This is a genomic window from Mesorhizobium sp. B4-1-3 (assembly GCF_006439355.1).
Lineage (GTDB): Bacteria > Pseudomonadota > Alphaproteobacteria > Rhizobiales > Rhizobiaceae > Mesorhizobium.
The window spans coordinates 142,015-155,592 of sequence record NZ_VFTG01000012.1 but is presented as its reverse complement, the minus strand read 5'-3'; the positions used below and the strand labels follow the sequence as shown (position 1 = coordinate 155,592).

At 63.7% G+C, this 13,578-nt stretch carries 10 protein-coding genes; 7 read left to right on the top strand and 3 right to left on the bottom strand.

Features of this window, described 5'->3' with window-relative positions; all coding sequences use genetic code 11:
* Positions 1-1,298: VCBS domain-containing protein (locus tag FJW06_RS17395; protein WP_210238969.1), on the bottom strand; the 1,298-nt coding region annotated here is incomplete at its 3' end.
* Between the two features lie 679 nt (positions 1,299-1,977).
* Between FJW06_RS17395 and FJW06_RS17390 the strand changes: the two genes are divergently transcribed.
* The 7 genes from FJW06_RS17390 to FJW06_RS17360 all read left to right on the top strand — a co-directional run bounded on the left by FJW06_RS17390 (position 1,978) and on the right by FJW06_RS17360 (position 10,660).
* Positions 1,978-4,713, top strand: coding sequence for a LuxR C-terminal-related transcriptional regulator (locus tag FJW06_RS17390; RefSeq protein ID WP_140753448.1), 2,736 nt, complete (start codon positions 1,978-1,980; stop codon positions 4,711-4,713).
* Between the two features lie 107 nt (positions 4,714-4,820).
* Positions 4,821-5,921: a class II histone deacetylase gene (locus FJW06_RS17385; RefSeq protein ID WP_140753447.1), complete on the top strand. Its 1,101-nt coding sequence runs from the start codon at positions 4,821-4,823 to the stop codon at positions 5,919-5,921.
* A gap of 25 nt (positions 5,922-5,946) precedes the next feature.
* The gene (locus FJW06_RS17380; RefSeq protein ID WP_246674656.1) at positions 5,947-7,296 is read left to right on the top strand and encodes an ABC transporter substrate-binding protein; all 1,350 of its coding nucleotides are present in this window, start codon (positions 5,947-5,949) and stop codon (positions 7,294-7,296) included.
* 4 nt (positions 7,297-7,300) lie between these two features.
* Positions 7,301-8,101, top strand: coding sequence for an ABC transporter ATP-binding protein (locus FJW06_RS17375; RefSeq protein ID WP_140753446.1), 801 nt, complete (start codon positions 7,301-7,303; stop codon positions 8,099-8,101).
* Positions 8,094-8,804 (top strand): ABC transporter ATP-binding protein, encoded by a 711-nt coding sequence (locus FJW06_RS17370; RefSeq protein WP_140753445.1) that lies wholly within the window; start codon positions 8,094-8,096, stop codon positions 8,802-8,804. Before FJW06_RS17375 ends, FJW06_RS17370 begins: the two co-directional genes overlap by 8 nt.
* Positions 8,805-8,807: 3 nt before the next feature.
* A complete protein-coding gene (locus FJW06_RS17365; RefSeq protein ID WP_140753444.1) occupies positions 8,808-9,686 on the top strand; it encodes a branched-chain amino acid ABC transporter permease in 879 nt (292 codons plus the stop codon).
* Entirely contained in the window at positions 9,683-10,660 is a 978-nt protein-coding gene (locus tag FJW06_RS17360; protein ID WP_140753443.1) for a branched-chain amino acid ABC transporter permease, read from the top strand. Before FJW06_RS17365 ends, FJW06_RS17360 begins: the two co-directional genes overlap by 4 nt.
* A 452-nt stretch (positions 10,661-11,112) precedes the next feature.
* Here FJW06_RS17360 and FJW06_RS17355 read toward each other — a convergent pair whose 3' ends face one another.
* Both FJW06_RS17355 and FJW06_RS17350 read right to left on the bottom strand, forming a co-directional pair.
* Positions 11,113-12,444 carry an aspartate aminotransferase family protein gene (locus FJW06_RS17355; protein WP_140753442.1) on the bottom strand — a complete coding sequence of 444 codons (1,332 nt, stop codon included), beginning with the start codon at positions 12,442-12,444 and terminating at the stop codon, positions 11,113-11,115.
* Positions 12,445-12,580: 136 nt separating this feature from the next.
* Positions 12,581-13,558: a LysR family transcriptional regulator gene (locus FJW06_RS17350; protein WP_181178382.1), complete on the bottom strand. Its 978-nt coding sequence runs from the start codon at positions 13,556-13,558 to the stop codon at positions 12,581-12,583.
* Between the last annotated feature and the right edge of the window lie 20 nt (positions 13,559-13,578).

The window sequence follows — 13,578 nt, the reverse complement described above, 5'->3', positions numbered from 1 at the left end:
GCCGCCGCCGTGTCGCCTTCGGTCACCGGCTTGGAGTCCGAGCTCACCGTCGCCGCATCGTTGGTCCCGGTGATGGTAATGGCCACGACCTGCGTTGCGGTGCCGCCATTCCCGTCATCAACGGTGACGCTATAGTGCTCGACCACGCTTTGGCCGGCGGCAAGATACTGCGCCGCATTGTTGTTGAGGGCGTAATGCCACTGCACGGAGCCGTCGGCGGCGCCAGCCGCCTCGCTGACCGGATCGAGCGAGAAGGTGCCGAGCGCCGTCTCGCCAGCCGTCGGCAGGAAGGTCGCGGTGTGGCTGTCGATGAGATCGACGTCATGGAAGGCGACGGTGCCGGCCGCGTCGAGAGAATCGGTCAGGTCCGGCGTCGTCGAGGCGTCCTCGACCACCGAGCCGGCCGCATTGGTGCCGGCCGCCGTGATCGTCGGCGCGTCGTTGGTGCCGGTGATGGTGATAACGATGTCGCGGGTGATGACACCGCCGTGCTGGTCGTCAAGTGTCACAGTATACGTCTCGTGGACGGTCTGGCCGGCGGCAAGCTGGTTGAGGGCGGAATCCGCGGCGGTGAATGTCCAGGTGATCAGTCCGCCGGAGCCGGTGCCGGTGGTGTCAGCAGTCTCGACTGCGGCCAGCGAACCAAGCTGGCCGCCGTAGTCGGTGCCCTTGAACACCGCCGAGACCAAGTGCACGTCAGTGAGATCGACGTCGCTGAAGGCGATGGTGCCGGTGGCGGTCTCGGTAGGCGTGTGGGCGTCCTCGGTGACGGCTCCGACAAGCGTGGCAGCGCCAATCACCGGCTTGTCGTTGGTGCCGGTGAATTGAATGGTGGTCGTAGCCCAGCTCAGCGTGCCATTGCCGAGTTGGATGGCGTAAGTCAGTTTGTCGGTGATAACCTGGCCCTGAGCAAGCGACTGCAACAGCGTATTGATATCCGCAGTGTTGTAGTGGATCGTGCCATCACTACTAATCCAGATGCGAGCACCAAGAGCGCTCTTGTCAGCAGTCGGAAGGACTGCGGAGGTCCCATTCAGCGCGACACTGTCGCTGGAATATGTTGTGTCACGGACGAGCAGATCTGTTGGCGCGGGTGTTTTCGTTGCTGTCGACGCACTGGTTGCGTCGTCAATGGAATAGAGCTGCTTGGCTGCCCCTCCCAGGTCATTCGCCAGTACGTTCAGGACCAGGACGCCACTTGAATCCTCTGTAAAATAGAAGACGTCATTCTGCGCCTGCGGCGTGTTGGAGAACGACGTCGTCGTGCCGCCTGCGCCGGCGATTTGCTGAGTGGCCATTTTAACCCCCTGTCGGCAGATGTCGACGCATCTGCCTTTGGCCGTCCGAGACGGCTGACAACCCCATGCCGAAACGCGGTTGACGTTCGGCGTCCAGTCACGTGAGGCGGGAAGATCAGCGCACCAAGCCACGACCCCTCGATCCCGGCCGCGAACGGTCCGCACAGGTGCGGCTATCCACGGACAGACGGTGGCTCAATGGTGACGACAACGGCAGCTGAGACGGCCGCGCTGTATTTCCCCTACCCCAGTAGCGTCGTAGCTCGTTGTTGCCGGTCGGGAGTTAATTAACGCTACCCCGTATATTAGGACATTATTAACTTTACGAAAGCGCCCGTCAATGTCGAATTCGATAAAGAGTTAATGAGGTAGACGTACTTGTACGAATATGCGGAGATCTGGAAAAGCTGTTGCGCTAGAAATCACAATGGCCGCTCATAGGTGGATGCACAATTCGCATCGATCACCTAGACCTTTCCCTGTCGTGACCGCGGTCTTGTCGAACCGCATATCGCTTTGGGGCTGGGCGTAGTCGGGCAGATCTCAATGGCAGATTCCAGAAGCGGATGGCCAGGCCGCCGCGGGAATCGTTCTGACCTGGATCAGGGAAAGCTGATCATTGCATCTGCGCTCTACTCCGCGTTTACTGAAGTCGCCTAGCGGAGCAGTTGACAACCGGATGCTGATAGAAACGAAGCTCCAGCCGCCTCATTTGCGCGACGCGCTGGTCCAGAGGCCGCGGCTGCTGCACACACTGGACGCCGCGACGGCAGGAAAGCTGACCGTGGTGACGTCGCCCGCCGGCTTCGGCAAATCGACCCTACTCTCGCAGTGGGCGGCCGGCATATCCGGCGGCGTCGCCCAGGTCGCGTGGCTGTCGATAGACCGGCTCGACAACGATCTCGCCCGCTTCCTCAAATATCTCGCCGCCGCTTTTCATCGCGTCGACCTCAATATTGCCGGGAACGCGGAGTCGCTGATCGACTCCAGCCCCGTGACGCCGGTCGATTCCCTCCTCACGGCCATCATCAACCAATTGTCGCGCCGCGCCGCGCCTATCTACCTCGTGCTCGACGACGCGCATCTGATCGTCTCCGGCGAGATCGCCGCCTGCATCAACATGCTGGTCGCCTACGCGCCGCCGGCCTTGCGCATCGTGCTCGCAACCCGCGGCGAGCTGCCTCTAGAGCTCGCCCATATGAAGATGAAGGGGCATGTCGTCAGCCTCGGCGACAGCGACCTGCGCTTTTCGCTCGAGGAGACCGAGGACTACCTTGCCAATGTCTGCGGCCTCGACCTTGCCGTCTCGGCCGTGGTGGCGCTCCACCACAAGACCGAAGGCTGGCCAGCCGGCCTGCAGCTGGCGGCTTTGGCGCTGGCGCATGAGGGCTCGAGAGAAGCCTTCATCGCGGAATTTTCGGGTAGCCAGCGTGACGTGGCGATGTTCCTGACCCAGGACGTGCTCGCCCGGCAGGCGCCCGAGATCCAGGATTTCCTGCTCAGAACCTCGATCCTCGACCGCTTCTGCCTGGGCCTCGCCGAGGCGGTTTGTCCAAGGCGCGACTGCGCTGCGGCGCTGGCGACCATCGAGCACTCTAACCTTTTCCTCATCGCGCTCGATTCCACGGGACAATGGTTCCGCTATCACCACCTGTTCTCCGAATTCCTGCGTGACAGGCTGGATGCCTGGGCGCCTGAGGCACGCAGGGACCTACATCGCGCGGCCGCGGCCTGGCTGGCGGCCCGGGGCCACATCTCCGACGCGGTCGACCACGCGCTTGCCAGCGGCGATGCCGATCATGCCGCGCGTCTGGTCGAGGAATGCGCCATGCCGCTCACCATGCAGGGTCACATTCCCAGGCTAACGGAGTGGCTGAACCAGCTTCCCCCCGAATTGGTTGCCGCCCGCCCTCGCCTGCTGCTGGCGCGTGTCTGGGCACAGTTTCACATGAGCCGGCCACGCCAGGCGGTCCGCATCCTCAAACAGGCCAAGACCCTGGTCGGGCAGCTTTCCGAGCGCGGCGAGATCGACCGCGCGACCACGCGCTCGCTGAAGGCCGAGCTGCAGACGCTGACGGCCGGTGTTATCAGCGCCACCGACCGTTCCCGCACCGCGACACGGGTCGCCTCGCGCTGGCTGGCAGACTTTCCCGAAGACGAGCCTTTCGCGCGCGGCACGCTCGCCAATATCTGCGCCTTCAGCCACTATTCGCTCGGCGAGCTGGACGCCGCGCGCCTGCGCAGCCTCGCGGCGCGCGACCATCATGCCGCCGCCAATTCCGTCTTCGGCATCGTCTATTGCGACCTCTTGTTGGGGCTGGTCGAGATTGCCGCAGGCAATCTCGCCGAGGCGCACCAATTGCTCGACCGAGCCTGCCGGCTCGCCCGCGAGCGCCTGGGGCCCGGTTCCTATACGGAAGCGATGACGGCGATCTTCCATGTCGAGCTCGCCTATGAATGGAACGACCTGCAGGGCGCCGAGCGCATCCTGCACCAGCACCGGCAGGTCATTGAGGAATGCGGGCTGGTCGTGCATGAGATGGCCTGCAAGCTGCACCTGGCGCGGCTCTCCGCCGCACATGGCCGGCACGACGAAGCCATCGTCTTCCTAGAACGCGCCGAACGGCTGGGCATCGAGAAGCGCTACCGCCGGTTGACGGCCGCCGCGCTGAACGAGCGAGTGCGGCTGCTCCTGTCACGCGGCGACGTCCGTGCCGCCCGGCTCGCGCTGCGCTCGCGCGGCATAGAGCCTTCGGCCGAAAGCCGGCCCGCCCCGATCCATCCGCTTGACGAATATGCCCATATCGGCGCTGCACGCGTGCTGATCGCCGAAGGCCACCCGGCGAAGGCCATCGCCGTGCTCGACCGTATCGCCGAACGCATGCGCCGGGACGGTCGCCTCCGCGGCTTCATGCAGGTGCGGGCACTTGTCGCGATCGCCGCGCACAGTGCCGGCGAAACGTTGCTGGCCTTGGCGGCGGCAGTCGATGTCGTCACCCTGGCGCTGCCGCAGAACGCATTGCGTTCGCTGGTCGACGAGGGCCTGCCGATGCGCGAGGTGCTCGAATTCGCCCGCTCCCGAATACCGGCCTGGTCACGCAATTCCAGCACGGCCACCTTTGTCGACACGCTTCTGCATGAACTGGGCAAGACCGCGCCCGAACGCGCGCGGCCGATAGCGATCGCTGGGAAGAGGCAGATGCTGAGCAGCAAGGAAACCGATGTCGCCGCCCTGCTTCTGCGCGCCTACACCAACCGCCAGCTGGCCGAGTCGCTGTCGATGGCGCCTGATACGGTCAAATGGCACCTGAAGAACATCTTCGGCAAGCTCGGCGTCTCAAGCCGCACGCAGGCCGTCCTGAAGTTGAAAGAAATCGGGCTCGAGGCCGCCACCGAGCGGCGGTTGGCGAGCTAACCACCTGAATGGGTGGGTCCTAAATAACCACCCATTACCCGAAGGTGTCGGGACAGCGCTCATGTAGCGGGCCATCATCCGGCCGAAATATTCTGGGTGGGAGCCGCATGGCGACTGGTTTCGTTTTTCACGAGCTTTATCTTTGGCACAACACCTGGAATTGGGCCCAGGTCTTTCCGCCGAGCCTGACGGTTCAGCCCGGCACCCATGCTGAAAATCCCGAGACCAAGCGTCGGCTGCGCAATCTTCTGGAGGTGAGCGGCATCCTCGACCATCTGGTCGCCATCAAGCCGCGGCGCGCCACCGTCGAGGAGCTGTCGCGGGTCCACACGCCGCTGCATATCGCCAAGATCAGGGAAATCAGCGACCGCGGCTATGGCGACGCCAGTTCGCTGACGCCGCTCGGCGCCGGCAGCTATGAGATCGCTCTCCTGGCCGCGGGTGGCGCCATCAAGGCCATCGAAGCCGTCATCACCGGCCAGGTGGACAACGCCTATGCGCTGATCCGCCCGCCCGGCCATCACGCCACCGCCGATGTCGGCATGGGCTTCTGCCTGTTCTCGAACGCCGCCATCGCCATCCGGCACGCACAGCAATTGCACGGCCTCACCCGCATCGCGACCGTTGACTGGGACGTGCACCACGGCAACGGCACGCAGGCGATCTTCTACGACGATCCGAGCGTGCTTTCGATTTCGCTGCATCAGGACAATCTGTTCCCGGCCAATTCCGGCGCTATCACCGAGAATGGCGAGGGCAAGGGCAAGGGCTTCAACATCAACGTTCCGCTGCCGCCGGGATCCGGTCCCGGCGCCTACGCCGCGGCGTTCGAGCGGGTGGTGATCCCGGCTCTGATGCGTTTCAAGCCGGAGCTGATCGTGGTGCCTTGCGGCTTCGATGCCTCCGGCGTCGATCCAATGGGCCGCATGCTGATGAATTCCAGCGGCTATCGCAGGCTGGCGCGCATGCTGCTCGACGCGGCGCGCGAGCTGTGCGGCGGCCGGGTCGTGATGACGCATGAGGGCGGCTACTCCGAAATGTACGTACCCTACTGCGGCCTTGCTGTGATTGAGGAGCTTTGCGGGCACCGCACGGGCGTCGAGGACCCGTGGGACCAGATGATGGGACAATGGGGTGGGATGTCGTCGCAGCCACATCAGACGGCGATCATCGACCAGGCGGCCGAACTGGTCAAAAACATAAACTGACAAAAAACTTACAAGGGGAATTGAGATGAAGCGCAATTCGAAACTCACCATGCCTGGTGTGATTGCCGGCTCCCGCCGCAATTTCCTGATCAAGGGCGGACTTGCGACCGCCGCGACGCTGACTGGCATGCCGGCCATGCTCCTTGCGATGAACAACGAGGCGCGCGCCGAAGGCGACCCGATCCCGGTCGGCCAGTGCGGCCCGACGACCGATTTCGCCGCGCCCGACGGCATCGAGTTCAAGAACGGCCTGACGCTCGCCTGCGAGGAGATCAACGCGCTGGGCGGCATCCTCGGCAGGCCGCTGGAACCCTCTTTCGAGGACACCGCGCAGATGGGCGACGCCACCAACGTGCAGGCGGCGCAGCGCCTCGTCGACCGGCATGGCGTGCACGCCATCCTCAACGGCTACAACATCGGCTCCGGCGCCGCGATCCAGGAGGTCGCCGCCGACAACGGCATCATCTACGTCCACTACGACACCACGATCGGCCACAACAACCTGGTGAAATCCAATCCGGACCGCTACTGGGGGTCCTTCCAGGGCGACCCCGCCGAATACTGGTATGGCCCCGGCTTCCTGAAGTTCCTGCAGCAATTGGAGGAAAACGGCGAGTGGAAGCGCAAGAACAACAAGATGGCGGTGATCCTGTCGGCCGGCGTCTATGCCTCCAACATCGCCAATGCCGTCAAGGAACAGGCCAAGAGCTATGGCTGGGACATCAGCCTCTTCGAGACGGTCAGCGTGCCGGCTTCCGAATGGGGACCGACGCTGGCCAAGATCCGCCAGGATCCGCCGGCGGTGATCTGCATCACCCATTTTCTGCCCGCCGATCTCGGGCAGTTCGCGTTGCAGTTCGCCCCGAACCCGACGCCGAGCCTGGTCTATATGCAATACGGACCGTCGATCCCGGCATTCCGCGATATCGCCAAGCAGGCGGCCAACGGCATCATCTACGCGACCGTCGTCGGCGCGCTGCAGGACGAGATCGGCACCGCCTTCGAAAAGCGCTACAAGGCGAAGTTCGGCCCGAACGCCGGCCACAATTCCGGCGCGCAGCCCTATGACGGCGCCTATGTCTGGGCGACCGCGGCGGCACTAGCCGGCGGCACGGGCGAACCTGGCAACAATGATCAGAACCGCAAGGTTGCGGCCCGGATGAGCTCGATGATATGGCGTGGCGTCACCGGCACGACCCGCTTCATGCCGCTCGAGAATGCCGCCTATACCTATCCGACCCAGGTCAACGATTCATCGCTCGGCATGCCGCATCAGTTCCTGCAGATCCAGGACTACACCAAGGGGCCTGGCCTGATCGCGCCGGCGCCTTACGGCACGACCAAGTTCATGATGCCGCCATGGATCAAGGCCTAGCCAGATGACGCAAGACGCCGCCGCGACGCCATTGCTGTCGTGCAGGCATGTCGCCAAGTCCTTTGGTGCACTCGCGGCGGTCCGCGATCTGTCCTTTGATGTCGGGGCCGGAGAAATCCTCGGCATCGGCGGTCCAAACGGCGCCGGCAAGACGACGCTGTTCGAGGTGATCTCGGGTCTGAACCCGGCCACCAAAGGCGCGATCGTGCTCGACGGCCAGGACATCACCGGACATGCGCCCGAGCAGATCTGCCATGCCGGCGTTGCCCGGACCTTCCAGCTCAACGCCGGCTTCGACAGCATGACGGCGCGCGAGAACGTGCTGGTCGGCGCCTATTTCGGCCGCAGCAACCGGGCCGTGCCGACGCTGCGCGCCGGCCGCGCCGCGCACGAGGCCGCCGATGCCGCGCTGGAGATGCTCGGCCTTGCCGGCCGCGCCGACAAGGTCACCGGCAAGCTGCCGGTGCTCGACCGCAAGCTCCTGATGATGGCGAGCGCCATGGCGACGAAGCCGAAACTTCTTCTGATGGACGAGCCGGTCGGCGGCCTCACGGCGCGCGAGGTCGACCGCGTGATGGATGCCGTGCGCGCCATCAAGGCGGCGGGCGTCACCATTATCCTCATCGAGCATGTGATGCGTTTCCTGGTGCGCCTCTCCGACCGCATCATGATCATGCATCACGGCGAAAAGATCTTCGAGGGCCTGCCGACAAAGCTCCTCGACGACCGCACCGTCGTCGACGTCTATCTCGGCCAGGGCGCGTCCGAGCGGCTACGCTCCTTCATTGAAAACGCGCATGGCTGAAGCGGCGCTCGATATCGTCGACGCCAGCGCCGGCTATGCCGGCCGCATCGTGCTCGACGCCATCAAATTGTCGGCAAGAAAAGGCGAGCTCACCGCCATTGTCGGCCCCAACGGCCATGGCAAGAGCACCCTGCTCAAGGCGATTTCGGGGCTTGTCCCGGTGACATCGGGCGAGATCCGCCTCGACGGCTCGCGCATCGACCGCCTGCGTCCCGACCAGATCGTTGAACGCGGCGTCATCCAAGTTCCCCAGGGCGATCTGCTCTTTCCGGCGATGACCGTGCACGAGAACCTCATGATGGGCGCCTATGCCAACAGCGGCGGGTTGGCCGAACGGCTCGACTTCGTCTTCACGCTGCTGCCAAAGCTGAAGGAGCGCCGCAACCAGACCGCCGGCACGCTTTCCGGCGGCGAGCGGCGCATGTGCGGCATCGGCCGCGGCCTGATGGCGGGAGGCGCGGTCTTGATGCTTGACGAGCCCTCGCTCGGGCTGGCCCCGATCGTCATCGAGCAGATCTACGAGGTCATCTTCAACCTGAGGCGCGAAGGCCGCACCATCCTTCTGGTCGAGGAGAATGCGGAGCGGATCGCCGAGCATGCCGACATGATCCACCTGCTCGACAATGGCCGGATCGCCTGGTCGGGCCTAGGCGCCGAACTGATGGCGCGCCCGGAAATCGTCGAAACCTATCTCGGAGTGTGAGCGATGGATGTCCTGATCCAGATCGTCGCTTCCGGCCTGACGCTTGGCGCCATGTACGCGGTCGCTACCATCGGCCTCTCGCTGGTCTACGGCTCACTCAACATGCTCAATATGGCGCATGGCGCCATCCTAACGCTCGGCGGCTATATCTGCTACGCGGCCATCGTCTATGCCGGCCTGCATCCGGCGCTGGCGGTTGTCGCCGCCGCGCTCGTCTGCGCGCTGGTCGGGCTGCTGATCTATTTCAGCGCCGCGCTGCCATTGCTCAGAGCCGAGAATTTCGAGACTAACATCTTCATTGCCACGATCGGAATCGGCAGTGTCATCGAGAACTTGATGCTGAAAGGTTTTGGACCTTATCCGATCCCGCAGCCGCTCGCGGTTGAAGGCCAGGTCGTCATCGGCAATGTGCACATACCGCTGCAGAACGTCTTCATCCTCGGCGTCGCCATCGTGCTGATGGTGGCGGTCGCCATCCTCCTGCAGCGCACCAGCGCCGGCCGCGCCATTCGCGCCACGTCGATGAACCGCGAGGCGGCGCAGCTCATGGGCGTAAGGGTCGGCCGGGTGTACGCGCAGGTGCTGGCGCTCTCCGGCGCGCTCGCCGCCGTTTCCGGCATCATGATCAGCTCGATCGCTACACTGACGCCCGTGATGGGCGGCGACCCGATGCTAAAAGCCTTCATCGTCTGCGTAGTTGCGGGGCTCGGCAATGTCTACGGCGCCGTGATTGCGGCGATCGCGCTCGGCCTGCTCGAGGCCGCCACCCAATATGTACTCGGGGTGCGCTGGAGCTTCGCCACCCTGCTGCTTTTGGTCATCCTCGTGCTGATCTGGCGACCCTATGGCCTGTTCGGCAAACAGCAAGTGGTGCGCCTATGACATCAATCCGCCGCGACATCCTGATCGGCCTCGTCTGCCTGGCTCTCGCCATCGCGCTGCCGATCGCCGTGCCCGGGCGCTACGTCGTCACCCAGTCGACGCTATTCTTCATCTGGGCGATCGTGGTGGTGCAGTGGAACCTCGTGCTCGGGATAGGTGGCATCTTCTCCCTGGCGCAGATGGCGCTGTTCGCCACCGGCGCTTATGCCGCCGCGATGCTGGGTTTCTACTGGAAGGTTCCCATGCTTGCCGCCATCCCGATGGCCGGCGTGATCACCGTCGCGGTCGGCATACTGATCGGTCTCGCATGCCTGCGCCTGCGTGGCCCCTACGTGGCGCTGCTGACGCTGGCGATCGCGCAGGTCATGTATGTGCTTATCGTCAACGATACCGACTGCTTCACCACCGCCGGCGGCTGCATGCCGCTGTTCGGCGGCGTGCGCGGCATCGGCCAGTTCGGCGACATCGGCCTGCGCGCGCTGTTCCCGTCGAAATGGTACATCGCCCACTATTATGTCGGGCTGGCGCTGCTGGCTGTCGCGGTGACGATCTCGATCGTCGTCATCAGGGGGCCACTCGGCCTCGCCTTCCGGGCCCTGCGCGACAATCCGGGCTACGCCATGTCGCGAGGCATCAGCCGTTTCAAATATCAGCTCTGGATCTTCGCGGTCTCCGCCTTCTTCACCGGCATCGCCGGCGGCTTCTATGCGGTGCATTTCCGCGTCGTCGGCCCGACGGTGTTTTCCTTCTCAACACTGCTGTTTCTGATCGCAATGATCGTCATCGGTGGCCTTGGATCGATATGGGGTCCCGTGCTCGGCGCCGCATTGCTGATGCTGGCCGACGAAGGGATGCGGGAGCTCTCCGACTACCGCAACATCGGCCTCGGCCTGTTGCTTGCACTCTTCGTCATCGCTTGGCCGAACGGACTAAACGGCTGGCTGCATAGAAGTCCTGCCAGCCGCGATCGATGAGCTGCCTCGAACCGCTCTCAAGGGCCGGTTTTGGGATAACAGCCACCTGAAGATGAGGACCGTAGGATTTGCTCCTTCCGAAGCCGACGCCCGCTCTTGGGGAGGTGCAGTGTTAGGATTGCATAATTGCTAGACGTCGATGCCTTCCAACTGCCCAAACCTAAGTTAGTGCCCCACCTTGTCCATAAGCATGCGCAATTCGGGCTGGGGCACGACCCAGCAAGTTCGAAAAGCTTCGAGGAATCCTAGTCGATCTGCATTTGTAATACCGTTCGCTTCTGCTTGGGGCCGCTAGCGGCCTGACCGGCTTCGGAGCACAGTCGCGAGTAGACAGCCTGATTTGAAGGGCAGTCCAATGCAGCACGATAGCGCAGCGACCAATGACGAGGAGGCTTATCAACATTCCCCGCGCATGTCGCGAAAGCTCCTCCCTCAGCACATTGAAACGCAATTCACCGAACGCCGACGGCAGCGAAGCTTCTTTCGAACCGGTCCACGACATCATCGACGTCCGCCATCGCCAGGCAGAGTGGCGGGCACATCCTGATGACGTTGCGATAGGGTCCTGAGCGGCTGGCGACGAGCCCGTTGCGGCGCGTTTCCTCGAAGACCGCGAGCGTTTCCTCCGGCGCCGGCTCTTTCGTTGCGCGGTTCTTGACGAGCTCGATCGCCAGCATCAGGCCGCGGCCTCTGACGTCGCCGATGATCGGGTAGCGTTCCTTCAAGTCCTCCAGCCGGGCCCTGAGCGCGCCACCGACAATTCGCGCGTTTTCCTGGAGTCGCTCTTCCCGCATCACGTTGAGCACGGCCCTGCCGGCCGCGCAGGCGACCGGATTGGCTCCATAGGTGTGGAACAGGAATTTGTCGGCCATCGATTCGGCAACGTCGCGTTTGGCGATGACCGCGCCGAGCGGGATGCCGTTACCGACGCCCTTCGCCACCACCACGATGTCAGGCACCACGCCATGCGATTCAAAGGACCAGAAGGCCTCGCCGGTGCGCCCGACGCCGGCCTGCACTTCGTCGATGATGCAAAGGCCGCCTGCCGCGCGCACGCGCTCGAACGCGCCGGCAATGTAACCTTCGGGGATGGGAACAATGCCGCCATAGCCCTGCACCGGCTCGATGATCATGCCCGACAGCCTGCCGCTCGTCGACGTCGCGATCGCCCGGTCGATTTCCTTCAGGTAGGGCTCCACGCCTTCCCCGTGGATGCCGCGATACTGGTTCGGCTCGGGCACGAAGGTAACGCCGCCAAGCTGCGGGACCGAGTGGCGGAAGCCGGCTATTCCAGTCACCGACTGCGCGCCGAAGGTGGCGCCGTGATAGCTGGAGGCAAGCGCCAGCATGTCGATGTTGCTAGTGTGGGAACGCGCCATCAGAAGCGCGAGGTCGATCGCCTCCGCGCCTGAGTTGGTGAAATGGACGACCCAATCATGGCCGGCCGGCATCGTGCCTGCGAGCTCTTCCGCATATTGGGCGGGCACCGGATGATAGAACATGGTCGTGCAGTGGGTGAGCTCCGCGACCTGTTCGCTTGCCGCCTTGACGACCTGAGGGTGGGCGTGTCCCACCGAGATGCAAAGGTTCATTCCAAGCAGGTCGATGTATTTCCTGTCCTGCTCATCCCAAACATATTGCCCCCGGCCACGCTTGATGATCAGCGGATCCTTATAGGGAACGAATTTGCGCTGGGAGGCGGAGTAGAAGCGGTTCCTGCGGTCGACAATGCCTTGTGTCGACCAGTCGATCGCGAGCGATGAATGGGTATGAGGAGCGTTCATATCTTGGCCTCCTGGATTGGATGGCAACAGGATAGACCATGGACGCACGCCGAAGGCACCCGGCAAAATCATCCATCAGGATAACTGATGCAGCCGATTAGCAACTGGCGGATCGACGAACGCGATGCGCTCCGCCTCACGTCGAAGCGACGGATGAATCCAGTGTGTAGTGGTCCGGAGGCAGGTCCGGCAGGCGATGGTTTATCGTCTGTTTCAGCACTTCCGCGGTGCGCGCGGCAAAGGCTTCGGGCAGATCGCCCAACTCGCGTTCACGTGCAACCAGAAGGATGTTGCGGGACACACTGGTGAAAGGCAGCGGATGGATGTCGATTTCCATGCCCTCGGCGAGGCCGTCAATGAGCAGGGTCGGCGTCAGGATAGCGAAACCCATGCCTGCGGCAACGGGCGCCATCACGACGCTGGAGCGGTCGCCCTCCATCGCCCGCGGCAATTCTATGCGCAAGCGGCTGAGATGCTGGTCGACGCGCAAGCCGACCGGCGTCTCCCGGGAGAAGCGGACGAATGCAAGCTTTCTCGAAAGCTTGGTGATGTCGCCGACATCGCCGGAAAAGCCCTTCGGCGTCACCAGCAGGAATTTTTCAGTCATCACCGGGTAGCGCGTCAGCCCCTCTATCTCGAACAGCTCGCCCGACGTGACCGCAAGATCGGCGCGGCGCGCCCTGAGCAGCGCGACGTGGTCGGTGGCTAGCCCGGCAAAAAGGCTGAGTTCGGGAATGCCGAAAGTCTTGCGTGCCAGCACGGAAAGCGCCGGCGCCAGCGTGGTGGCGATGGAAGCCAGCAGCGCCACCCTGAGCAGCGGCAGCGGCGCGGCGTTGATGCGGCGGGCGTCGGTGCGCAGCCCCTCGACTTCCGCCAGGATCGCGGTGGCCCGGCGATGCAGCGCAATTCCGGCTTTGGTCAGTTCGATCGGCCTCAGATTGCGGTCGATCAGGCTGACGCCAAGGGCCGTTTCCAGGTTCTTCAGATGCTGCGAGGCGGCGGACTGCGTCATGCCGAGCATCTGCGCGGCCTGCGTCACATGCCGCGTTTCGACAATTGCCGCGAAGACCTCGATCGATCGAAAAAGGTTGAAGTCGAAGCTGCCGCTCTTCACCAGGGTTCTTTCGCGGGACC